Raw genomic sequence first — 22,469 nt, 5'->3', positions numbered from 1 at the left:
ACTTTGCCTGCACCTTCAGATATATTCAAGTATCCCTCTTACTGCTCCGAAAACCGCAAGAATGGTTGAGAGCGGAAGGAGAATCAGAAAAGAAAATCGCCAGCACTTTTTAAAGGCTTTTGACAGCGGAACTGATGAGCTGGATTTTATCATATAAATGAGGACAGCAAACATCACAATCAGCAGAAACAGAAAAATGCCTCCATAAACAGCTGTATCGGATAAAACAAGCAATTTAAAATAAATGGAGAGCGCAAACAGAACGACAGCAGCATCTGCTGCATACAGCATGCCCCTTTTTACATTTCCCGTTACAGCTGATAAAACAGCGACCAGAATGAGGAAAGTTAGCAGCGGAAGAGACACGGCAAATGCTGCGAGATTGATGAACCATTCGCCGATCATTCGTTTTCTCCGCCTTTAACTGCATGATACAAAAACTCAAGGAGAGGAACCCGGGTATTCTGCTTTTTTGCCTCATCAAGCAAATAGCCGATAATGCCGTCAATCTCTGTTTTACGGCCTGCTTCCGTATCCCTGAGCATGGACGACCTGTTCTCGGCCGTCTTTCTGCAGATCGCCACCACTTTTTCCCACTCGGCATTTTCATCCGTTATTCCCAAGATCCCGGAAGCTTCATTAAATACCGACTTAGCCATTCTGCTGTAATGAGGGTTTTCAGTAAGCTCGCCGTTTTTCACTTTTAAAAGTGCTGTCAGCGGATTGATCACTGCATTTGCAAGCAGCTTTCTTGAATGTGATTCTTTCCAGTTCCGTGCAGCTTCAAACGGGAAACGTTCTGAATCAAGGCCCGTAAGTGTCAGAGGAGGCTGATCAGGGAAAAGAGAACCCACTTTAATGACACCCGCACCCGTATGCGCGACAGTCGCATCTCCCGTCTTTAAAGATCCATGCTCGACAGAACCGATATAGACATTATGTCCTTCCAGAGATTCCAGCAGAGGGATATGAGACATGCCATTTTGCAGAAACAGGAGGTTTTTTCTTTCATTCATTTCTTTCAATAGAGGAAGAACATCTCCAAGCTGATACTGCTTGACGGCTATCATCAGCAGCGGCTCTTTGAAGTCCCTGCCGGAACATGCTTTCACATCTTTGACAGTTGTTTTCTGATCGCCCTGCAGAAGGATTATTCCTTTTTCATTGATCAGGTCTGACTGTTCTTTTCTTCTCGTGTAAACTGTGACTCTGTGCTCTTTAGCCAAGTAAGCTGCACAGAGCATTCCCACAGAGCCTGAGCCGATAATGCCAATCTCCATATATGCATCCCACCGTTTCTCATTCGTTTCTTTATCATAACAAAATAGTAAAAATGTTCCTATAGCTATTCCGCCGCCTTTTTGGGGAAATTTTCACCAATAAAAGAAAACAAGCCAGCTCTTGGCTGGCTTGTGTGTAATCAGACCGGATAGACCGGATGCTTGCGTTCGCCGAATGGGATTGCTTTTGTTTCATAAAGGGAAAATCTTGAGATCAGCTCTTCTCTCAGCTTATCAGCAGAAACAATATCATCCACAATCATTTCTGATGCGAGCTTATAAATATCAATATTTTCTTTGTATTCCTGCTGCTTTTCAAGAACAAACTTCATTCTTTCTTTTGGATCCTCAATTGCATTTATTTTGTTTGAGTAGATGGCATTCACTGCTGCTTCAGGACCCATAACGGCAATCTGCGCAGTTGGTAGGGCGATCACACAATCTGTTTCAAAAGCAGGGCCGGCCATCGCATAAAGTCCCGCACCGTATGCTTTTCTCACGATTACGGAGATTTTAGGCACAGTGGCCGAACTCATTGCTGCAATCATCTTTGCCCCGTGGCGGATAATGCCGGCGCGCTCCACTTTTGTTCCAATCATGAAACCCGGCACATCGGCAAGGAACAGGAGCGGAATGTGGAAAGCATCTGCCAGCTGCATGAATTTTGCCGCTTTGTCGGCAGAATCCACGAAAAGCACGCCACCTTTCACCCTCGGCTGATTCGCAATAATGGCCACGACTTTCCCGTTCAGTCTGGCGAATCCAGTGATGATTTCAGGAGCAAATAACCGTTTGATTTCAAAAAAACTGCCTGCATCAATAAGTGAATCAATGCATTCATACATATCAAACGGAGCATTTTGATTGCGCGGCACTATTTCCGTAAGCGGTCTGCCCTGCTTTGGCAAAACAGGTTCTGCTTCTTTCGTCACGCTCAGATAGTTTTGCGGGAAGTACGTCAAATAGCGTCTTGCTTCAAGGATCGCCTCTTCTTCTGTTTTCACAAGAACGTCACCGCATCCGCTCACCGAACAGTGCATTCTCGCTCCGCCCATCTCCTCAAGCGAAACTTTTTCCCCGATTACTTTCTCTGCCATGCGCGGGGAGCCAAGGTACATGGAAGCATTCCCGTCAACCATGATCACAATATCGCAAAAAGCAGGAATATAAGCTCCTCCCGCAGCTGAAGGCCCAAAGAGAAGACAGATTTGCGGGATGCTGCCGGACAGCTTTACCTGATTGTAAAAAATTCTGCCTGCGCCGCGGCGGTTCGGGAACATATCAATTTGATCCGTAATTCTGGCTCCTGCAGAATCAACTAAATAAAGGAGAGGCACCTTCAATTTTTCTGCCGTTTCCTGAATGCGGATGATTTTTTCAACGGTTCTGGCTCCCCATGATCCCGCTTTGATCGTCGAGTCATTAGCCATCACGCAAACCGTTTCTCCGTTTATTTTTCCGACAGCGGTCACAACTCCATCAGATGGAAGGTCGCCTGCCTGATTATTGGCGAACTTGCCGTCTTCTGTATACTTTCCGTTGTCAAATAGCCTGTTCAGCCGTTCCCTGACAAACAGCTTGCCCTGGGCATTCAGTTTTTCGTGATACTTAGGGTGTCCGCCGGATTCGATTTCAGCTGTCTTTTCTTTCAGCAATTTTTCAAGTTCATCAACTTTCATCATTTGGAATCCCTCCTCCATTAAGGTTTTAAAACAAGCAGAACATCGCCTTCGTTAACAAAATCCCCGGCTTCTGCTTTTACCTCTTCCACTGTGCCGTTCTCCGGACTGTCGAGGGGGATCTCCATTTTCATTGACTCAAGCATGATCACATCTTGTCCAGCCGCTACTTCATCACCTGCTGCCACTAATACATGCAAAACCGTTCCTGCCATACTTGCTTTAATTTCGATCATGTTTAAATCCTCCATTCATGGTGTTTGGTTACTTTTTTCATGTTTTGAATCTGTTAAAGCCTTTACGCACACTCTTATGCCAAAACGGCCGTCTGCAGAAAGGACGTGCTGTATGTGCCCTTTTTAAACTGACTGTTTGATAAGATCGTCAGAAATAACGGCAGATTGGTTTTAATTCCTTCTATTTTAACTCCGTTCAAAAATGTCTCGGCTTTAGCTAATGCATCCGGGCGGTTTTCACCGGTTACAATGATTTTTGCAACAAGCGGATCATAAAACGGTGTAACTGTATCCCCTTCTGCATAAGCACAGTCGACAATGACTCCGTCCATTTCTTTAAATGTAAACGCTTTAATTAAGCCTGGTGACGGAATGAATTTCACAGGATCTTCTGCATAGAGCCTGAACTGGATGGAATGGCCCTCTTTTGTGATCTCCGGCTGCATGGATGGAAGCTTTTCTCCTGCCGCCGTCCGGATCTGCCATTCAACAAGGTCAAGTCCTGTTATTCCTTCTGTAACCCTGTGCTCCACCTGGAGTCTTGTATTCATTTCAAGGAAATAGAAATTTTCTTCTTCATCCACAATAAATTCAATCGTGCCAGCATTTATGTACCCTGCATGAATGGCTGCAGCAACTGCAGCAGCGCACATTTTTTCGCGGGTTGCTTCAGACAGATGAGGCGATGGTGATTCTTCCACCACTTTTTGGTTTCTGCGCTGAACAGAACAATCACGCTCAAACATGTGCACAACATTCCCAAACTCATCTCCAAAAAGCTGAATCTCAATATGCCTTGCTTCTGAAATGAATTTTTCAATAAACACATCATCATTTCCAAAGTAGGCTTTTGCTCTCGTTTTGACAGAAGCAAAGGATTTTTTCAAGGCTTCCTCGTCATCGCAGCGCTGCATGCCGATTCCGCCGCCCCCTCCGCTTGCTTTCAGCATGACCGGATAGCCGATCTCAGAAGCATATGCGCATGCTTCGTCCATATCAGCAAGGCCTGAGCTTCCCGGCACGACAGGAACACCTGCTTCTTTCATTGCTTTCCTTGCCGCTACTTTGTCCCCCATTATGGCAAGTGTCTCAGACTTCGGGCCAATAAATTTTATCCCCCTGGCCTCTGCCGCCTGGGCAAACTCCGTATTCTCAGACAAGAAACCATATCCGGGGTGAATGGCATCCACTTTTTCACGGACTGCTATGTTTAAAATATCATCTTTTAATAAGTAAGATTTCGCTACAGGCGCTTCACCGATCCTGAATGCATAATCAGCAGCCTTTACAAAAGGCAGTCCTGCATCTGCATCCGAATAAACAGCTACCGTTTCTACCCCCATTTTTTGACACGTTTTCATAATCCGGAGCGCAATTTCTCCCCTGTTTGCAATTAAAATTTTCTTCAACATTCTCCCCTCCCATGATGATAAGCAAATCTCCACTAAGTACATTTCTCCATCTTTTTAAAGATTCCTTCCCGAAAAATGAAAACGCATACGAAAACCTTTCTTAATTTTCTGAGCATGGTATAATAAATGCAAAGCTTTATCTTTTTTAATGATCTTAAACGCAAGATTCATAGGCTGCAAGGGGGCATAAACCATGTTTAAGGTAGAAAAATTATTAATAAATTTTAAAACGCTGGAAGAATTTAAGAAGTTCAAAGAGTACGGGCTTCAGGAGCTCTCCATGCTTGACGATCTTCAGGACAATATCATTGAAAATGACAGCAATTCACCATTTTACGGGATTTACTTCGGGGATAAGCTTGTTGCCCGCATGAGTCTCTACCGTGTTGATAAAAGGTTTGATGTTTACTTTGAACCTAAACAGGATTATCTGGAGCTTTGGAAGCTTGAAGTTCTGCCTGATTACAAGCGAAAGGGATGCGGCACGGCGCTTGTTGAATATGCAAAATCCTATGGTGTGCCGATTAAAACAAATCCGCGCGTGAAATCAGGGGAGTTCTGGTCAAGGATGGGATTTGAGCCAGTTACGTATGATATGGAGCGGGATAAGGGAGAAAATCCTCTCGTTTGGTATCCTGAAGGGGTGTCAGAGCAGAAAGGCGAACCTGCTTAATAAATAAGAAATGACCGCTTGTCAGCGGTCATTTCTTATTTTTCTTTCCGTTCTATTTTTCCGTTTCGATCCAATTGAAAATTCACTTTTCTGCTTCGTTCATCATCTCTCATAACAGCTATGTTTCTCGCTTTTTCCATCATTTCAATCAGCATGATATAATCCTCTTCCACCATTTTAAGATTATTATGAATGGTTTCTTTTTCTGACTTTGCCTGCTCAAGATCAAGTTCAAGCTGCTTTATGCGCTGAGCCAGCTTTTCATTTTCACTCTTGAGCCCTGCTGCATTCTCCGAGTTCTCATAGTTTTGCAGAAAGGAGATGACATCCCGGAACGTCAATGCGCCCGCTTCAACAGGTTCATGATCACCTGTGTTTGCAGCCTGTTTTTGAGGCTGGCTGTTCGATTCCTGGCTGCGCAGCTGTTTACGCTGCGTCTTGGCAATCTCAATTGCAGATTTATATTGCTTTCTGACATAAGAATTCCAGCGGAAGCCGCATGCAGCTGCCGTTCTGGACAATTTTCTGCCGACATCTTCGAATGCAGCAAGCTGCGTTCCGCCTTCTCTAATCTGTCTGAGTACAATCTCTGCAAGCATTAAATCCTCATCCTGTGTCCAGGCATCCTGCCGTGTAGTCGTCATTGTCTGTTCCCCCTCAATGCGCATTTTTTACATACTTATGCGCCTGCTAGAGTAGATAGACTAATTGACAATGTTTTAATCGATGACTTACAAGCTCTTTTTTGCCGTCTCGTTTTTGGCGAGGAAATTCTGCACCAGGCGCATATGTTCTTCACCAGTCCAAAGCTTCGCACACTGGCGGATTTCTTTGTTCATACGGTCCCTGAGCCCTGTTGCCACCCACTTTTCAACCTGCATCTGCTTATAAGCTTTCAGCACAGGCGGAAAAGATACAAGCGACTCTTTTACATAGTGCAGCGATTTGGATTCAAAAACGGAAGCTTCAAGAACCTCTGAAGCAAATCCCAGTTCTTTTGCCTTTACTGCCCCTATTTTTCTTCCGCTCATCAGCATCGTCATGGCAGCATCATGCTGCATTTTTTCAAACAGCAGCGTGCCGCCTCCCCAGCCGGTCGTGATTGCCTGCCTGCCCTGAATAAAGCCGAGTTCGGCACTTTCACTGACCAGCCTGAAATCAGCAGCCGTAGCAATCTCCATTCCGCCCCCGACAGCTGTGCCGTTAATAAGGGCAAAGACCGGCAGAGGAAAAGCAGCAATCCGGTAAAGGATATCGCCCATTCGTGACAGCATTTCATATGCTTCTTCCTCCGACTCAAGGGCATGAAAAACAGAAAGGTCTCCGCCTGAGCAAAAAGCCTTTGTCCCGCTGCCGGTTATCGTCAGCGCAAGAATTCTTTCATTATGCAGTGCGCCGTTAAGAACCTGGCTAAATTCATTCATGACATCAAAATCTATGGCATTTCTCCGTTCAGGCCTATTTATCTTAACCTGAAGGATGCCCCCGCTTTCGACTGCTGTTACTTTCCCCATATGCATCCCCTTCTTGCCGTTTTTATCTCCACTCTTATTTTATAGGAGGGCGGGGACTCAAACCAGCAAAAACACAAAAAACGCAAGAATCCATTAGGATCCTTGCGTTTTTAATGAAGCTGTTATTTGCTTACAACTTCTTTTCCTTTGTATGTTCCACATTCTTTACATACGCGGTGAGCTAATTTCACTTCACCACAGTTTGGGCATGCTACCATACCAGGCACTTGCAATTTGAAGTGTGTACGACGCAGTCTCTTTCTTGTTTTAGAAGTTCTTCTAAAAGGTACAGCCATTATTCCCACCTCCTTACAGAGTTTCGTTAAAACAGTGTGTAACAGCCTATATATAAGTGCTAAACAATAGCATCAGCTGTCTTGATCATCGAAAAATTTCGATAACCCGGCAAGTCTTGGGTCAATCTTGTTTTTGTTCTCTTCTTCAGAGATCACTTTCCAATCTTTTCCCTCTTGCGGGGCAGCCTGATCGTTTTCTTCAACAGAATCGCTAAAAACCTGCATCGGCACTTCCAAAAGAATGTTTTCTTTAATAACAGGTATTAAGTCAACGATATCTTCCTGAACGTGATGGACATCTTCTTCCATCTCGAAGTCTGCATTCGGTTTTAATAAAAACGTTTCAGTTGTATGAATTTCGAACGGAAATGGAACATCCACTAGCGTCCTTGCACAAGGGAGAATCAGCGTGCCGGCAAGCGTCAGATGAAAGACAGCTTTTGAAGAGCCAAGATCGGCTCTGCCTGTTACTGAGACCGGAGAAATATCGCGGACCTCAGAAAGAGCGCCTTTCATATCGGTTAACTGGATCGTTTCATCAATCTGCAGTCCCTTGTTTTGCAGTTTGTTCAATTCATTAATAGACCATTTCATATGGTATCACCTCAAGGCAACAAAGGTAATTATAGCTTTCGCAATAATATTTGTCAATATTTTTTCTTTACAGTGTTTAGTATACATGAATAAGCATTTAAAGCAAAATATTCAGGGCAAAAAACATGTTTTTTTATGTCAGCTGTCTGGAGAAATATTATCACGCAGTTTTCATTGTTTGGTCAAACACAATCTTGTTTTGACCGTTCAGCTCCGAGGTCTCTATCTGAAGGGGCATTTGAGGCTTTGTTTTGAACTTTCAGCTCCGTTGCTTCTCTCTGAAGGGTCATAAGCCACCTTGTTTTAACCCTTCAGCTCAGTTGCTTCTCTCTGAAGGGTCATATGTGCCTCTATTTTAACCCTTCAGCTTTGTTGCTTTCCCTCTGTACGGTCATATGCAGCTTCCTTTTAACCCTTCAGCTCCAGCACTTTTCACTGAACGGTCATAAACAATCCTGTCAGCTATATTAAGCTTCAAACCCGTCTCTACGAAGCACCCAAACAGCTTTTCCAAGAACAGAACTTGACTTCCTCCGCTTCAGGCGACATGATTTATGTAAAACATTTGGTTTGGAGGCATGCCCACTTGAAAACGGTTGGATTGGTTGTGGAGTATAATCCGTTTCATAACGGACACCTTTATCATCTTGAGGCTTCGAAAACGGCTTCTAAGGCAGATGCCGTGATTGCAGTGATGAGCGGCAATTTTCTTCAGCGCGGGGAGCCTGCGCTTGTCTCAAAATGGGCGCGGACGAAAATGGCATTAAAGCAGGGTGCAGATCTTGTGATTGAACTCCCTTATGCCTACGCTACTCAAAAAGCTGAAACCTTTGCTGATGGGGCCATTTCCATTCTTGAAGCGCTCGGATGCAGCAGTGTCTGCTTCGGCAGTGAAAACGGGGAGATTTCTCCTTTTCTTGAAACAGCCGAGCTGCTGAACAGCCATCATGCAGAGTATCAGCAGCTGGTTAAACAGTTTATGAAAGAGGGCATGAGCTATCCCAGTGCCCAGACCTCAGCATTTCTTGCCCTTGAAACAGATTCACGCCCGCTTGATCTGTCTCTTCCGAATAATATTCTGGGGTTTCAGTATGTCCGTGCGATTCAAAAGCAGAAAGCATCCATCCGTCCTCTTACGATTAAACGGACCGCCGCAGGCTATCATGATGAAGATTTTAATTCTTCTCCGATCGCAAGTGCAACGAGTATAAGAAAAGCGCTGTTTTCAGATGAACAGAAGGATATCAGCCGGTTTGTTCCATCGTCTACAAACGAGCTTCTGCGCGAGTATGAATCAGAGCACGGCGTTCTTCATCACTGGGAAAACTATTTTGACCTGCTGAAGTACACGGTCTGCACGATGAGCATAGAAGAAATGAGACAAATCTATGAAGTTGAGGAAGGCCTTGAAAACAGGGTCAAATCTGTGATGATGCAGGCGGAATCTTTTAAAGAATTTATGGAACAGCTTAAAACGAAACGATATACGTGGACGAGACTTCAGCGGATGTGCCTTCATCTTTTAACACGGACAACGAAAAATCAAATGCAGCAGGCAGGCGGACGCGCCCCCTATTTAAGGCTGCTCGGAATGTCGGACGCAGGCAGGTCCTACTTGAACAGTGTGAAAAAAAACCTGGAGACACCGCTTGTTTCTGTTCTCTCATCATTCAGCCACCCGCTGCTTGACCAAGACATAAAAGCTTCTGCCGTTCATGCGATGATCCTGCCTGAACCGCTGAGGTCCCAAAGTATAAAACGGGAATATTCCACTAGACCGATTCAGTATGACAGGGAGAAAGGCTGTTTTTTGTAGAACTTAGTTCAGTTGAGGCCCATATACATAAAAACCACGCAGAAATGCTGCGTGGTTTTTTTACGTTCTGAATCCAGTTTTATTTCTCGTCCAGCTTTTCCAGATAAGCGATTGCGTCGTCAAATGTGTCTATAGGAACGATTTTCATTTCCGTGCCTATTTCTTTTGCCGTCTTGACCGCTTCCCTGTAGTTTGATGTTTCAATGCCCTCTTGATTTGGAGCCAGGAAGATATCTGCACCCGATTTATCAGCAGCAACAATTTTTTGCGAGATTCCTCCAATTGGCCCGACCGTTCCTTTATCGTCAATCGTTCCGGTTCCTGCAATCTGATAGCCTTTTGTAAAATCCTCTTTTGTCAGCTGATTATAAATTTCAAGCGACATCATCAGTCCTGCCGAAGGCCCGCCAATATTGCTTGTATCAAGCGTAATGTCCGGATCCGTTTCAATTTCCCTGTCTGTTACAAGAGATATGCCTATTCCCACTTTTTTCGGATCGTTCGGGAAGGTATCGGCTACAATCTCTGTTTTTCCTTTTTTCCCATTGCGTTCGTATGTAATTTCGATTGTATCGCCCTTTTTCTTTTTGCCGACATATGCAATAAATTCTTCAGCTGTTTTAAATTCGCTGCCGTCAACTTCAAAAATTCTGTCGCCGTTTTTCAGCTTGCCTTCAGAAGGCATGTCTTTTACCACCTGCATGACGTAAATTCCCCTGAACAGATAATCTACTTTTTTTCCGGCTTTTTCATAAGCCAGAGCAACTGCTGATTCCTGTGAAGATTCCATCATATGAAGCTGCCGGTCCAGATACTCATCATCTGATTCACCTTCCTGGACAACGTCCTCAAGAGGAAGGATTTCGTGATACGGGAACACAGAAGCTATGGCATAAGAGAAGATGTTGGCTCTTCCAAAACCTACGGTTGTAAGGGAAAAGCTGCCTTCCTCCTCATAGCCGCCCTCCACTTCAATAATCGGCTCAAGCTCCGTGGCCATTCCGGGCTTCGTTATATAAAAAGGAAGCTTTATAAAATTCAGCACCGCTGCCAGAATGATCCCTATAAGAATCGCTCTTACCAGTTTAGTATTCTTCTTCATCCTGCTGAGACCCCTTCCAGCTCTCTATAAGCAATTTTATTTCCTCTACATGCTTTTTTGCTTCGTTTTCACCAATTTCAATGATTTCTTTAATGTTTTTAAATGCTTTGGAACTGTACTGCTCGACATGCGGACGAATCATAATGTCAGAAGCAATTTTCCGGTGATGAACAAGTTCATCCTGCATAATATCAAGGCTTTGCAGAATAACATCAAAGATGGATGTAATTTCTTCTGTCTTTTTCACGCGGGAAACGTCCACAGCTATGACTAGATCAGCCCCCATTTCTTTGACCACCGATACGGGAATACGATCGACCACTCCGCCGTCGATGAGCAATTTGCCGTCAATTTTTTCAGGAACAAATATGCCTGGAATCGCAATGCTTGCCCTCACCGCATCTGCCACAGGCCCTTTTGTAAAGATGACTTTTTTTCCTTCGTACAAATCCGTTGCCACAATAGACAGCGGGATTTCGAGATCTTCGATATTCATCCCTCTTGTAAAAACGCGGATAAATTCCTTGACGCGGTTTCCGGCTATGAACCCCATTTTCGGCACAGTAAAGTCAAGATAGTATTTCCGTTTGAACATCACTGCAAGTTTATATAAATGCTCAAATCCGAGCCCCGTTGCATAAAAACTCCCGACAAGCGCGCCCATGCTGCTTCCGGCAATCATATTGACAGGTATTCCTTCATCGTTTAATACTTTCAGTACTCCGAGATGTGCAAATCCGCGCGCTCCCCCGGATCCCAGTGCAAGACCAATTTTAGGTTCTCTTTTCAAAGAGATACCCTCCTCTGATGTCAATTCGTTCATTAGTCAATTCTATGGTCTAAAACGGTCCCCTATTCTCGTATATTGAAGTATCAAAGAGTGTACAACCCTGCAGGAAGTCTGATTTTATTTTATCACTTCCCGCTTTCAAAAGTATAGAAAGAAGCTAGAGGGGGACGCATGTTGAATTCATCTAAAATGAAGACACTCGTGCTTGGATGCTCGCTTTTCATCCTTGCATTTGCCATGATTATAAGCCCGAAGGTTTCCTTTACTGCTTCTAAGGCAGGGCTTGAATTATGGTGGGGAGTTGTTTTTCCGTCGCTCCTTCCCTTTTTTATTCTCTCCCAGCTATTGACCGGCTTCGGTGTTGTCGCCTTTATCGGCGTACTTCTTGAACCCGTTATGCGGCCGCTGTTCAGAGTGCCCGGCATTGGCGGGTTTGTCTGGGCGATGGGATGGGCTTCAGGGTCTCCCGCAGGCGCCAAACTGACTGCAGAGATGAGGAAAAAGCAGCAGCTTACTGCAGGAGAAGCCGAGCGGCTCGTTTCCTTTACAAACTCCTCAAATCCCCTGTTCATATTCGGTGCTGTCGCGATCGGTTTCTTCAACAATCAGGCACTCGGTCTCCTGCTTGCAGCTGCCCACTACTCCGGAAATCTTGCAGTAGGTCTTACGATGAGGTTTCACGGCAGGGACAGCCAATCTGAAAATCAGGACAAATCAAGAAAGATTCCGTCCATTAAAGAAGCTTTTGATGAAATGCACAGAACACGGATGGAAGACCGGCGCCCAATCGGCAAAATGCTTGGCGATGCCGTTCTTTCATCCATCCATACGCTTTTAATGGTAGGCGGCTTTATTATCTTATTTTCTGTCATAAACAAACTATTATCCCTTTTATCTCTGACAGATGCAGCGGCTGCAGGATTCAGCCTTATTCTCGCTTCTGTTCATTTATCGGCTTCTCTTGGTCTTCCACTCGTTTCGGGGTTATTTGAGATGACTCTTGGCAGTCAGCTTGTGAGCACAGTTGACACTGACTTGCTTCAAAAGGCAATCGTCGTCAGCTTTATGCTCGGCTTCAGCGGTTTATCCATCCAGGCGCAGGTGGCAAGTATCCTTGCTGATACGGATATCCGTTTTCAACCGTTTTTTGCCGCAAGGATCCTGCAGGGCATTTATGCGGCATTTTTCGCCTGGCTCTTCTGGAAACCGCTGTATGTGGGAGTTTCAGGTTCAGAGGTTTCCGTCATTCCTGTATTTTTAAGAGAAGATGCGCCGGTTGTGCTTGGTTCCGCCTGGTCCGTGCTTATGGAAACAGGTCCGGTCATTACGCTTTTCTCTCTATCTACCTATATCATCATCTACGCTAAAAGAATGCTTCAGAAAAATTGAACTATCTGCATAAAAAAGAGGCCTCAAATCATGAGACCTCTTGATTTTATTTATTGAATTTTTGTTTAAGGGCGCGTTCAACCGCTTTTGGAACAAGCTCTGAAATATCTCCCCTGTACTTGGCCACTTCTTTTACAATGCTTGAGCTCAGGAACGAATACTGATTGTTCGTCATCATGAAAAGGGTCTCAACATTCTCATCAAGCACTCTGTTCATGGATGTGATCTGCATCTCATATTCAAAATCCGATACTGCGCGAAGCCCTCTTAAGATCGTGCTTGCTTTTTTGCTGTTGGCATATTCAATCAGAAGGCCTTTAAACGACTCCACCGTGACATTCGGCATATCCTTTGTCACTTCCTGCAAAAGCTCGATGCGCTCATCCACATTAAAGAGCGGATTTTTAGAAGAATTATTCAGGACGCACACATAAACATGATCAAAAACTTTTGCTCCCCGTTTAATAATATCCAAGTGTCCGTATGTCACAGGATCAAAGCTTCCCGGACAAACTGCAATGCTCGCCATCTTACTCCCCCGTCCCTTTTTCTGTGTGTGCAAAGATGGATACCCCGCTGATGCCGTATGTTTCTTTCCTCGTCATCACAAAGGATCCGATTGTTTCCGGCAATTCAACATCATGATCATGCTCAGCCACAATGATGCCGCCTGTCTTCACAAGATTAAGCTCGTCTATCAATTCGATAAGCGCTTTCAATTTTTGTTTCTTGTACGGCGGATCCAAAAACATGAGCTCACATGACAGCTCTCTTTTCGCCATCGCTTTCAGTGCTCTCTCTGCATCATTCCGGTATACCTCAGCCTGACCCTGAAAGCGGCAGGCTTCTAAATTTTTATGTATAGTTGCGACTGCTTTTGCTTCTCTGTCTACAAATATGCACGTATCCATTCCCCTGCTGAGCGCTTCGATCCCAAGACCTCCGCTTCCTCCAAACAGGTCAACAGCAAGACCTCCGTCAAAATAAGGCCCGATGATATTAAAAATGGATTCTTTCACTTTATCTGTTGTCGGGCGCGTTGACGTACCCGGTACAGCCTTAAGCGGGCGGCCCTTGCAGCTCCCAGAAACTACTCTCATCTTTTTCACCACTGTCATTTTATGTCTTTACTGCATGAAAACAGCCTGTTTTATCGTACCATAGAGAATGGGCAAATGCATTAAAAAAACCCCGCAGGCATCCTGCGGGGTCCTTCTGAACCAAAAAAAGCAAGCTTTTTTTGGGCAGAAGGCAAAGGGAGAGGAGAAACCGGAGGAAGAACTTATGGGGAAACGTAAGTCTTCTCCGCGGTTGGCAACAACATCTCGATCGATGTTGTTACTACCATTATCCACTAATCGTCCGCGCACTATACATCTCATCTGCGTTTTTTCTTCATAAAATAAAAGCTTGACCTACCGGGCACCTCAAAAAAGTGATACATTATGGGAAGAAAGCACGAACAGGAGGAAAAACACACATGATTCAGCGCTTTATTGAACTGGGAGCAGGATTTTCCGATCTTTATGAATTGATTGAGACAACTAAAGCAAATGCGCACCGCGTTTCAAGATTCTTACTATTGGAGACAACCATTGACGGACGGAGCATGTCTTCCTTTGCCGTTGTTATGGAACCAACTGATCCGGGCCAATTTCAGGCCATTTATTTATGCCTTGAAGGGATTCCTGCAGGAGAAACGAAACGCCGCCAATTATTTCAGGAACTCTCCGAATCTCTCGCAAAACCGATGATTGAACTTACTGTGAAATCTTCTGGTGAGTTTGCTGAAAAAGATTTATATTATCAGTATCTGACAGGCATTCTCAGAATGAACAGATACCTTCCTGCCTGGCAATAAACGCAGGACTTATCCCGTAAGATCAAAAAAAGCGCAGCCATCAGGACTGCGCTTTCTCTTACAAGCCAAGTTTATAGTCATATTCTTTTGCTTTATCAATCTTCGATTCAAACTCCAGTTTAAGAAAGGGCTTATATGACGGTTCAGCATGCTTGACGAATGAAAAGGAAGAAACCTTTTCAATTGTATGTTCAACTTGCTCCATGTCACAATATAAGACGACATACTTTAATTTTTTTGATACGTAGTGGATGTTGCCGAATTTGCGGAGCATTTTAATCTGCTTTAACGAATGCATCCATATAATTATGCCTTGACGCTTATCAAACATCGTTCATATTCTCCCTTTTTATATTCTCCACTTGAAGTGTAACAATTTTCTAATTTTTTTACAATACGCAGCTTACCCGAAAGGAGCTGGCCAATTTGGATCTTGAGCAGACGTTTCAGCTGTTCCTGCAGCTTATGAATGAGGACAGACGCCTTGCGTGCTCGGTTAAAAAAACAGCAGGCATCCCGTTTCTTTATATTGCGTGCAAGGGGAATGCATCAGCAGATGAGCTTGCCTTACTGATTGAGAAGTCGGCACGGACTGCCATGCGCGGCAAAAGGCTGACGGCTGAAACCGTTTTTGTCAGAGAGGATAAAAATCTTTATGTATTCCGCCACCGTTTTTATGTGCCCCAGGAAAAGATGTTTTGCTGCGGTAATTTATGCGATGACTGCATCCGTTTAAAAAACAGACATAAAAAACGAGGCTGAGCCTCGCTTTTATGATGCTTTGCAGCCGCACGACCCGCCGGAGCCGCATCCGCCCCCGCAGCTTGAACCGGAATCAAAGAAAGGATTGCCGGTCGGCACTTTAATATTCTGTGACACGGCTGTGCCAAGTTCAACGCTGATCTCATCGAGAAGATTCTGCAGTTCTTTCTCCGCTTTTTTGAAAGCAGCCACTGTATCATGGAGATCGAGCTCCCGTTTAGCATCTCTCATCGCTTTTGTTATTTCTTTATATTGGGGATGGTATTTTCCAAAACGCTGAACATCCTCATATAAATTCTTTATCTCAACAAAACGCGCAATCACTTTCTGTGCTGATTTGTCTTTTCTTAATGTATCTAAAGTGCGGCGGTAATCTTCCGCAATTTCTGATTGTACAACTAATGCACCAAGAAGCTCAGCTTCATCGAGCAATTGAACGCTTTCCATTGTAGCTAGCATAGAAACACCACCTCAATCTACATTCTACCATGTTTGCGCCTCAATGGTAAATGGAGCGGCTCGTCCTGAATCAGATTGTGACGTTCCACGTCTTTTTCAGATGATAACGGGAAGAATCGTTGTGGAGCACTTCTATATAAATCGTATGTGTTCCTTTGTCCAGTCCTTTAATGATAAAAGCAGCTGTATGAATATCATCTGTTTTTTTTCCGTCTATATACAGATTCAGATAGCCTTCTCCGTTAACCTTTTCCCCGCGCTTATCCGAAAAGGAAAAATTAGGGATGTAGCATTCTATGTATACATTGCTTCCCTTTACATGATGAGTGACATTCAGCTGCCTCGGCTGAACGGCTGTCTCAACCGCTTCATCGCCAAGCATGCTGACTTCCATAGGGACCGTTTCCTCCCCCTCAGGCCGGGGCTTTTCATTAGAACATGCAGATAGAGCCGCAGCCAATATCAACAGCCAAATAAAATGTTTCACAATAACATCGCCTCCTTCTCACGGTAGTTTCACCAGAAAGAAGCCAAATATGTCCGGGTAAAAGAAAATAGAAGAGAAAGTCTTTACCTGACCTCTCTTCTATTAATCCTGCTGCCTCATGGACTGAAGCATGCCGAGCATCATGGAAGCCATGTTTACGGAGTTAGAAAATTGGGCTACTTTGTGCGGGATGGTTTTTTGATAATAATTCATCATCGCAAGCTTCATCGATTCGGTGTCGCCCGGGTTTCTCGACAGCTTTCTGTACCACTGCGGCTGCTCGCGCAGGAACTTTTTTAATTCATTGTCTGCTGCAATCATGTCCTGAATTTCTTTTCTCATCTCACCCGCTCCTGCTTAATCTTTTCTAAACGAAAAAGGATTGTTTTGCGTTTTTGACTGGCCGGATGAAGCACCTTTTGTCAGCCCGAATGTTGAAAACAGATTTTGAATGGAAGAGATTGTGCTGTTCATGTTGTACAGATGCTGATTCATCTGATTTGCGTCCATGTTTTTAACAGCTGTCATCATCCGGGACATAAAATCGGATTTTTTATCCTCTGCACTTTCAGCCTCAGCCGCGTCCTCCCTGTATTTTTGCCAGGAAGCATCATCTTCTCCGAGCAGATACCAGTCTTCAAATAATTCCTGCCATTTTTTATCGCCTTTTCTGACTTCTGAAATCAATTTGGGATGTTTTTTTACAAATTCTTTAAATTGTGCAATAGATGGATGTTCTTTTTTCTCAGTCATTATGATCACCTCTGCTTACATTCGCCTGCTTTATTTTATTTTTAAACGGTCAATCGGTTCGCCCAATTTTATAAAGGCAGTGTATTTTCCATCCTTCACTGGAAAATCCTGATTGCGCTCAGTTTGCAGCAGCTGATAAGATAAAAGCAGCACAGAAAGGATGAGTGAGACATGGAAAAGGCAGAAATTGCGAAGCTTTTGGCCGAGATTAAGGAGGAGGATCTTCCAGCAGCCGAGTTGTTTCTTTTGGGACTGCAAAAGAAAGCGCAAAAAGAAAACGGTACATACATAGGAGCATTCCTTGCGCCAAGGGGTGAATACCGGGAAAATGAATTTATTTTAAAAATACCGAATACCCCTTTAATTCAAAATTCACTGGAGATTGTACACGGAGGCATCACCGCTACTCTGCTTGACTCTGCCATGGGTTCTCTTGTCCATCACGTCCTGCCGAGTCATCTTGCAGCCGTCACGTCTGAAATGAAGATTAACTATGTGGCTCCGGGCATCGGCTCAGAGCTCACGTGCACCGCAACTCTTATCCATAGGGGCAGCAAAACGCTTGTGACAGAAGGCAGAGTTGCCCGCGATGACGGAAAATTAATGGCCCATTGTACAGCAAGCTTTTTTATCATCGACAGACCAACTCCATAATAGGCGGGGATCCAATGTTTCCATTTTTTAAAAAGACCTGTTATTTCTGTAAAAAGAAAGTGAAGAATTCAGAGGTTTATCTTGGGGAAAAACAGAAGAAAATCCATGTGTGCAGGCTGTGTAAAGTCTATGCCGAACGAAGAGCATACCGCAAAGTATAAGAAAAGACATCCCTCCCGGATGTCTTTTCTGTCCTTATTCAAAAGGCCTGATAAAGTTTTGTGTATAGTAAAGCTCGTTGACACCTACACCAAGCTTTGTAAATTCAGGGTTCAGCAGGGCTTCTCTGTGGCCTTTGCTGTTAAGCCAGCCTTCAACAGCAGCAATGCCGTCAATGTACTGGGCAGCAATATTTTCACCCGCAAGCTGATAAGTGACTCCCCCTTCTTTCAGTCTGTCGCCAAGACTCCCTTCAGTCGGTGATTCATGAGAGAAGTAATTGTTGACGAGCATATCATTGCTGTGACCGAAAGCAACCTCTGAAGTCATTTGATCCCATTCTACAGGCGGTACGCCGTGCCTGTCGCGGATCACGTTTGTCAGATCCAGAATCTGTTTTTCTGCGCCTTCTTCGACCGCCTTCCACTGTTCATCTGTCAGTTCTGCGGGTTCAAGAAGTTCACCTCTGTAAACCACTTCGTATGGCCTCTGCTTGATGAGGGTCTCTTTATCCAGAGCCCGGATGCTCGACAGCTCTCCATCAAATTTATCCAGATAAAGCTGAACAAAAATATCACCAATCTGCACAATAGGCCTCGTGTTCATATCTTCCTCAGACATTTCAAAACGGTAGGAGCTGCCATTCAGATCAATGGAAATGCTTGAGGATATGGAGTTTGTTTTAAAAACATCCCCGGCAGGCTGTCCGAGCTTATAAGGATTCACGTTGACATCAGGTCCAATTGCATAAACGGTGACAACCTTATTTTCCTTTACTCCAACCTGCAGATATTGCCTGCCATTCTGATTATAAATCCACCATTCATAATCGTAGGAAGACGGATCAATTCTGACTGGTTCCCCGAGTGTATTCACGATTTCATCTGATGATTTTCCAATGAAGGATAATACCCCTTCTTCCGGCACGTTCAGCTGCTCTTCAGACTGCCCGGCGAGCTGTTCGCTCTCATCCTGCTGTCTGATCGGCTGCTCATGAGTTCCATACTGAATATATAAAAAATATGAACCTGCAATAATCAGCAAAAGAAAAAACGTCTTTAATATACCGCCCAGCTTTCATCCCTCCAGGTCTTTCGTTACTGCCATTATATGAAACAGCAAAATCTATATACTAGTAAACAGTATTTCACAAGATTGGCAGATAGTATATCCTTTTATACGTCATTTAATCAAAAAACAGGTTTTTTTTCAAATCGTAAGGTTCAGAAGTGCTTTATATTTAAAAAGGAGCATGCAGCTGCATGCTCCTTTCATCTTCAGTGCAAATGGCTGCCATGTTCGGAAATGTCTGAGAGCGCTGTTCCCGCTCTTTGATCTGTCAGATGATTAAGTGACAGGTCTCCCAGTGAAACCATCCCCAGCATTCGGCCATTTTCCACAACAGGAAGCCGTCTGATCTGATGCTCGGCCATGAGCCTTGCAGCTTCTTCCGCTGTTGCATCCGGGCCGATTGTACAGAGGTGATCACTCATCACGTTTGTCACCTTGTTGGATCCCGGATGTTTTTCAGCTATTCCCCGAATAACCAAATCACGGTCTGTAATCATGCCAATCAGCTTATCCTCTTCAACTACGGGAATCGAACCTACATCCCAGTCCCTCATCTTAACAGCAGCCTCATAAACATTATCAAGCGGTGTACATACCTGAATATCTTCAGACATAATATCTTTCACTTTTTGCATCTTTTATCCTCCCTGACAAACGATTTGTGAACGAAACCGTTCCAATACACCCAGTTTGTCCAAAAACAAGATAAAGATGTAAAATAAAAGGTAAAGATTGAAAGTTCGATGCATTCGTACTATGATTGAAGGGGAGTTCATTAAAGCGCTTTACTAATGAAAATGCCGCGACAAGGTTTTTAGGAGGGAATACATAATGAAAATGGAAAACACGGGACTTGACGGGCTTACAGTTGAACTGAACAGACTGGATGAAATCATGGATGATCTTGGAATTGTCCGTGCAGGCCAATGGGATTATGAGCGCGTTACATATGACCGCAAGTTTGAAAACAAAGGGGAAACGTTCTACCTGCGCATTCCGGGCTATGCCGCTGAAGGTGATATCGGATCAAGACATGCAGTGATTAAACTCATGACTCCTCTTCTTGGAAAGCACTATTATCCTCATGGTGTTGAATACGGAGAAGGCGAGGATTTTCCAAACGCTGTTTTAAACACAAGCAAAAATCTTCTGAAACAGCTGAAAGAAGAAATCGGCCGCATCGTATAAGATCTGTTCCTGTCCAGTGCAGAAGCAGGTGCAAAAAAGCAAAAGCTCCCGCAGCTTTTGTTTTTTTATTTTCTTATTTTTATAAACTTTTTTAAGAATTCCCAAAATTCCGTTCCTTAATTCCGTACTTTCGTACTATAATTTAGAGAGTAAGATTGAAAGGAGCAAAAGATTGTCTACTATATTTACTAAGCGGCGCCTCCTCACTGCACTATTCATAGTCCTGATCGGGCTGATCATTTATTTTCTTCTGCCGATCTCAGTTCCTCTCATTATGGCTTTTCTGACTGCGCTTTTGCTGGAGCCGCTTGTCAGGCTTTTGCAGAACCGGGCAAAACTGCAGCGGAAACTGAGTGTCCTTATCACCTTTTTGCTGTTTTTATGTCTCATTGCTGTAAGCGGTTATTTCATTACGACGAAGGTTGTCGGTGAAGCAATCGTTACGATTGAAAATGCGCCTGAGTACATAAATGAAATTACGGTTGCCTGGAATGAAATTGAAGACAGATTTACACACTCAGCAAAAGACCTTCCTCCTGAATTTGTAAATGAAATCAGCAATCAGGTAAAGGAATTTCTTGAGAAAACAAAAGCAGATCTTGCAAGCTCAGTTAACATCGAAAATGTAAAGACGATCATTACGAACATTCCCGATTATATGGTCAACATGCTCGTCTTTTTAATCGCACTGTTTCTTTTCATGCTTGAGCTGCCAAATCTGAAGATGCGCATGTATGCACATATGAAGGAAAATACTGCTCAAAAAGTGAACTTTATGATTAACCGCATGTCTTATGTTATTTTCGGCTTTGCCAAAGCTCAGTTTCTTGTCAGCATCATTATTTTTATCGCTTCCTTTATTGGACTGATGCTGATTATGCCAGAGGTTGCTCTTGTCATGGCCATCATTATATGGGTGATTGATGTGATCCCGATTATCGGCTCCATCATCATTATGGGTCCATGGACGCTGTATCACCTTATCTCCGGGGATACTATTCTTGCAGCAAAACTCGGTATCCTGACTGCGGTCCTTTTAATTATCAGAAGGACAGTTGAACCGAAAGTTATGGGAAGCCATATCGGTCTTTCCCCGCTCGCAACACTGATCTCCATGTATCTTGGACTGAAACTGTTCGGCGTCCTTGGATTTTTCATTGGCCCGATGATTTTAATTGTCTACAACTCTGCAAGAGAAGCAGGTATTATCCGCTTTACATTTAAAATTTAACAACAAGAGCCGGACTGAAAATTGTCCGGCTCTCTTCTTTATAAAAAACAATACGGTTTTTCACCCGGCAATGCCTTTTCAAGAAGTCTCACATCGTGCGCAGAGCCCTTTATATACCCGGCCTCATAAAGAATGCCCGGATTCAGGCTTTTAAAAAGGACCGCAGTGAGAATACCGCTGTCAACAGACACCACACTCCTGCAGCCGGCTGATTGAACAGCTCTTCCCGTCCCGTCATCGATGCAATATATGCCGCTGTTTGCAGGCAAGGATGAATCCGTTACGTGCAAGTACAGGGGACTCTCTGCGTTCTTAAAAGGAAACACAGCCATAAAATCAGGCAGATTCGTAATTTTCCCAATAAAAACAGGAAGTTGACGGCTTGATAAAAATGGATTTTTCAACTGATATGGAAATGAATCACTCTCTTGTACTGTCAAGATTAATTCATTCGCTGGAAGCGTCCTGATTTTGTTCCATAGGGCCGGTTTAGCTTTCGGGCTGATTGCGGCCCATTCTTTTATATGAAGCTTTTGATCAGCCAGGAAACATTTCATATAGCCAATGGCTTCACCTTTGTCATTATTCGCTACAAAAAGGGAGTTTTGCGCCACACTCATGTGATCAGTTAGGTCGCCAGAAGAAGAAATCAGACAGGTTTTATGCCCGGATAATTTCCTCACAATCTGTTTTGACAAGTATTCACCGCTGATTCCATCAGCTTCAAATACTTCACAGGTACTGTTAAATGACCGTAAATAAAGGCATTCCGCAGTCATTCTCCATTCCCTTGCACTTATTAAAGTTTCAACGCCATACTTCCGTTTGAAGGAAAGAGGCACGTGATCAAAAAAAACCAAGTGACATCCCTGATTTCTCCATTCTTCAAAAAGACCCTTCATTTGCCTGTCCAACTTGCGGGACCTCCAATTAATGAAAGGTGATGCGCTTACTTGAACGGCTTTAAGCTTATGACCCGAATAAGTTAACTCTCTGATGCGGACAATTAAATCTTCCCCGGGTGCACCTTGAAAAAATGGCAGATCTGCTTCCATCCTTTTTT

General features: G+C 44.0%; 29 protein-coding genes. 8 read left to right on the top strand and 21 right to left on the bottom strand.

The window, feature by feature from the left end; translation table 11 throughout:
- Window positions 1-15: 15 nt before the first annotated feature.
- The 5 genes from ACTSEZ_RS04410 to ACTSEZ_RS04390 all read right to left on the bottom strand — a co-directional run bounded on the left by ACTSEZ_RS04410 (window position 16) and on the right by ACTSEZ_RS04390 (window position 4,604).
- Window positions 16-405, bottom strand: a complete 390-nt coding sequence (locus ACTSEZ_RS04410; protein WP_369732969.1) for a DUF3397 family protein — start codon at window positions 403-405, stop codon at window positions 16-18.
- Window positions 402-1,280, bottom strand: coding sequence for a 2-dehydropantoate 2-reductase (locus tag ACTSEZ_RS04405; RefSeq protein WP_369732968.1), 879 nt, complete (start codon window positions 1,278-1,280; stop codon window positions 402-404). Before ACTSEZ_RS04405 ends, ACTSEZ_RS04410 begins: the two co-directional genes overlap by 4 nt.
- Before the next feature lie 140 nt (window positions 1,281-1,420).
- A complete protein-coding gene (locus ACTSEZ_RS04400; RefSeq protein WP_369733090.1) occupies window positions 1,421-2,959 on the bottom strand; it encodes an acyl-CoA carboxylase subunit beta in 1,539 nt (512 codons plus the stop codon).
- 20 nt (window positions 2,960-2,979) lie between these two features.
- Window positions 2,980-3,195, bottom strand: coding sequence for an acetyl-CoA carboxylase biotin carboxyl carrier protein subunit (locus ACTSEZ_RS04395; protein ID WP_369732967.1), 216 nt, complete (start codon window positions 3,193-3,195; stop codon window positions 2,980-2,982).
- Window positions 3,196-3,269: 74 nt separating this feature from the next.
- A complete protein-coding gene (locus tag ACTSEZ_RS04390) occupies window positions 3,270-4,604 on the bottom strand; it encodes an acetyl-CoA carboxylase biotin carboxylase subunit (protein ID WP_369732966.1) in 1,335 nt (444 codons plus the stop codon).
- 196 nt (window positions 4,605-4,800) lie between these two features.
- Here ACTSEZ_RS04390 and ACTSEZ_RS04385 point away from each other — a divergent pair, with 196 nt between their 5' ends.
- A complete protein-coding gene (locus tag ACTSEZ_RS04385; protein WP_369732965.1) occupies window positions 4,801-5,280 on the top strand; it encodes an N-acetyltransferase in 480 nt (159 codons plus the stop codon).
- Window positions 5,281-5,315: 35 nt separating this feature from the next.
- On the opposite strand, the gene ACTSEZ_RS04380 is transcribed toward ACTSEZ_RS04385, so the two are convergent.
- The 4 genes from ACTSEZ_RS04380 to ACTSEZ_RS04365 form a co-directional block, all read right to left on the bottom strand.
- The gene (locus tag ACTSEZ_RS04380) at window positions 5,316-5,924 is read right to left on the bottom strand and encodes an RsfA family transcriptional regulator (RefSeq protein ID WP_369732964.1); all 609 of its coding nucleotides are present in this window, start codon (window positions 5,922-5,924) and stop codon (window positions 5,316-5,318) included.
- A gap of 87 nt (window positions 5,925-6,011) precedes the next feature.
- Window positions 6,012-6,794 (bottom strand): enoyl-CoA hydratase/isomerase family protein, encoded by a 783-nt coding sequence (locus ACTSEZ_RS04375; protein ID WP_369732963.1) that lies wholly within the window; start codon window positions 6,792-6,794, stop codon window positions 6,012-6,014.
- 122 nt (window positions 6,795-6,916) lie between these two features.
- A complete protein-coding gene (rpmF, locus tag ACTSEZ_RS04370; RefSeq protein ID WP_029285043.1) occupies window positions 6,917-7,090 on the bottom strand; it encodes a 50S ribosomal protein L32 in 174 nt (57 codons plus the stop codon).
- A 72-nt stretch (window positions 7,091-7,162) separates the two neighbouring features.
- Window positions 7,163-7,684, bottom strand: a complete 522-nt coding sequence (locus ACTSEZ_RS04365) for a YceD family protein (RefSeq protein ID WP_369732962.1) — start codon at window positions 7,682-7,684, stop codon at window positions 7,163-7,165.
- A gap of 586 nt (window positions 7,685-8,270) precedes the next feature.
- On the opposite strand from ACTSEZ_RS04365, the gene ACTSEZ_RS04360 reads away from it, so the two are divergent.
- Window positions 8,271-9,500, top strand: coding sequence for a nucleotidyltransferase (locus tag ACTSEZ_RS04360; protein ID WP_369732961.1), 1,230 nt, complete (start codon window positions 8,271-8,273; stop codon window positions 9,498-9,500).
- Between the two features lie 79 nt (window positions 9,501-9,579).
- On the opposite strand, the gene ACTSEZ_RS04355 is transcribed toward ACTSEZ_RS04360, so the two are convergent.
- Window positions 9,580-10,602, bottom strand: a complete 1,023-nt coding sequence (locus ACTSEZ_RS04355; protein WP_369732960.1) for a SepM family pheromone-processing serine protease — start codon at window positions 10,600-10,602, stop codon at window positions 9,580-9,582.
- Window positions 10,586-11,425 carry a patatin-like phospholipase family protein gene (locus ACTSEZ_RS04350; protein ID WP_051827082.1) on the bottom strand — a complete coding sequence of 280 codons (840 nt, stop codon included), beginning with the start codon at window positions 11,423-11,425 and terminating at the stop codon, window positions 10,586-10,588. Before ACTSEZ_RS04350 ends, ACTSEZ_RS04355 begins: the two co-directional genes overlap by 17 nt.
- Window positions 11,426-11,566: 141 nt before the next feature.
- Here ACTSEZ_RS04350 and spoVV point away from each other — a divergent pair, with 141 nt between their 5' ends.
- A complete protein-coding gene (spoVV, locus tag ACTSEZ_RS04345; protein ID WP_369732959.1) occupies window positions 11,567-12,781 on the top strand; it encodes a dipicolinic acid transporter SpoVV in 1,215 nt (404 codons plus the stop codon).
- A 46-nt stretch (window positions 12,782-12,827) separates the two neighbouring features.
- On the opposite strand, the gene coaD is transcribed toward spoVV, so the two are convergent.
- Window positions 12,828-13,310, bottom strand: a complete 483-nt coding sequence (gene coaD / locus ACTSEZ_RS04340) for a pantetheine-phosphate adenylyltransferase (protein WP_369732958.1) — start codon at window positions 13,308-13,310, stop codon at window positions 12,828-12,830.
- 1 nt (window position 13,311) lies between these two features.
- Entirely contained in the window at window positions 13,312-13,881 is a 570-nt protein-coding gene (gene rsmD, locus ACTSEZ_RS04335) for a 16S rRNA (guanine(966)-N(2))-methyltransferase RsmD (protein WP_369732957.1), read from the bottom strand.
- A 380-nt stretch (window positions 13,882-14,261) separates the two neighbouring features.
- Here rsmD and ACTSEZ_RS04330 point away from each other — a divergent pair, with 380 nt between their 5' ends.
- Window positions 14,262-14,642 carry a DUF7147 family protein gene (locus ACTSEZ_RS04330; RefSeq protein WP_369732956.1) on the top strand — a complete coding sequence of 127 codons (381 nt, stop codon included), beginning with the start codon at window positions 14,262-14,264 and terminating at the stop codon, window positions 14,640-14,642.
- Between the two features lie 58 nt (window positions 14,643-14,700).
- Here ACTSEZ_RS04330 and ACTSEZ_RS04325 read toward each other — a convergent pair whose 3' ends face one another.
- Entirely contained in the window at window positions 14,701-14,973 is a 273-nt protein-coding gene (locus ACTSEZ_RS04325; protein WP_029285061.1) for a YlbG family protein, read from the bottom strand.
- A 95-nt stretch (window positions 14,974-15,068) separates the two neighbouring features.
- Between ACTSEZ_RS04325 and ACTSEZ_RS04320 the strand changes: the two genes are divergently transcribed.
- On the top strand, window positions 15,069-15,404 hold the full coding sequence (locus ACTSEZ_RS04320; RefSeq protein WP_369732955.1) for a hypothetical protein: 336 nt from the start codon (window positions 15,069-15,071) through the stop codon (window positions 15,402-15,404).
- A gap of 9 nt (window positions 15,405-15,413) precedes the next feature.
- On the opposite strand, the gene ACTSEZ_RS04315 is transcribed toward ACTSEZ_RS04320, so the two are convergent.
- From ACTSEZ_RS04315 to ACTSEZ_RS04300, 4 genes are all read right to left on the bottom strand, one after another.
- Complete coding sequence (locus ACTSEZ_RS04315; protein ID WP_369732954.1) at window positions 15,414-15,863, bottom strand: YlbF/YmcA family competence regulator; 450 nt, start codon at window positions 15,861-15,863, stop codon at window positions 15,414-15,416.
- 70 nt (window positions 15,864-15,933) lie between these two features.
- On the bottom strand, window positions 15,934-16,350 hold the full coding sequence (locus ACTSEZ_RS04310) for a hypothetical protein (protein ID WP_369732952.1): 417 nt from the start codon (window positions 16,348-16,350) through the stop codon (window positions 15,934-15,936).
- Window positions 16,351-16,452: 102 nt separating this feature from the next.
- Entirely contained in the window at window positions 16,453-16,692 is a 240-nt protein-coding gene (locus tag ACTSEZ_RS04305; protein WP_282033494.1) for a YlbE-like family protein, read from the bottom strand.
- Window positions 16,693-16,707: 15 nt separating this feature from the next.
- A complete protein-coding gene (locus ACTSEZ_RS04300; protein WP_369732951.1) occupies window positions 16,708-17,103 on the bottom strand; it encodes a YlbD family protein in 396 nt (131 codons plus the stop codon).
- Between the two features lie 171 nt (window positions 17,104-17,274).
- Here ACTSEZ_RS04300 and ACTSEZ_RS04295 point away from each other — a divergent pair, with 171 nt between their 5' ends.
- Window positions 17,275-17,757: a PaaI family thioesterase gene (locus ACTSEZ_RS04295; RefSeq protein ID WP_369732950.1), complete on the top strand. Its 483-nt coding sequence runs from the start codon at window positions 17,275-17,277 to the stop codon at window positions 17,755-17,757.
- Between the two features lie 195 nt (window positions 17,758-17,952).
- Here the strand turns inward: ACTSEZ_RS04295 and ACTSEZ_RS04290 are convergent, their stop codons facing one another.
- Window positions 17,953-18,990 carry a CAP domain-containing protein gene (locus ACTSEZ_RS04290; RefSeq protein WP_369733089.1) on the bottom strand — a complete coding sequence of 346 codons (1,038 nt, stop codon included), beginning with the start codon at window positions 18,988-18,990 and terminating at the stop codon, window positions 17,953-17,955.
- Window positions 18,991-19,193: 203 nt separating this feature from the next.
- Window positions 19,194-19,622, bottom strand: coding sequence for a CBS domain-containing protein (locus tag ACTSEZ_RS04285; protein WP_369732949.1), 429 nt, complete (start codon window positions 19,620-19,622; stop codon window positions 19,194-19,196).
- Between the two features lie 196 nt (window positions 19,623-19,818).
- Between ACTSEZ_RS04285 and ACTSEZ_RS04280 the strand changes: the two genes are divergently transcribed.
- Both ACTSEZ_RS04280 and ytvI read left to right on the top strand, forming a co-directional pair.
- Window positions 19,819-20,175: a YugN family protein gene (locus ACTSEZ_RS04280; RefSeq protein WP_029285077.1), complete on the top strand. Its 357-nt coding sequence runs from the start codon at window positions 19,819-19,821 to the stop codon at window positions 20,173-20,175.
- A 172-nt stretch (window positions 20,176-20,347) separates the two neighbouring features.
- The gene (gene ytvI / locus ACTSEZ_RS04275) at window positions 20,348-21,406 is read left to right on the top strand and encodes a sporulation integral membrane protein YtvI (protein ID WP_369732948.1); all 1,059 of its coding nucleotides are present in this window, start codon (window positions 20,348-20,350) and stop codon (window positions 21,404-21,406) included.
- Window positions 21,407-21,444: 38 nt separating this feature from the next.
- Here the strand turns inward: ytvI and ACTSEZ_RS04270 are convergent, their stop codons facing one another.
- Window positions 21,445-22,461 carry a sterol carrier protein domain-containing protein gene (locus ACTSEZ_RS04270; protein WP_369732947.1) on the bottom strand — a complete coding sequence of 339 codons (1,017 nt, stop codon included), beginning with the start codon at window positions 22,459-22,461 and terminating at the stop codon, window positions 21,445-21,447.
- Window positions 22,462-22,469: the final 8 nt, after the last annotated feature.

The organism is Metabacillus mesotrionivorans (assembly GCF_052171315.1).
Lineage (GTDB): Bacteria > Bacillota > Bacilli > Bacillales > Bacillaceae > Bacillus_P.
Note: the sequence above shows the minus strand (reverse complement) of the source record. Positions and strands in the feature narration are given on the sequence as shown.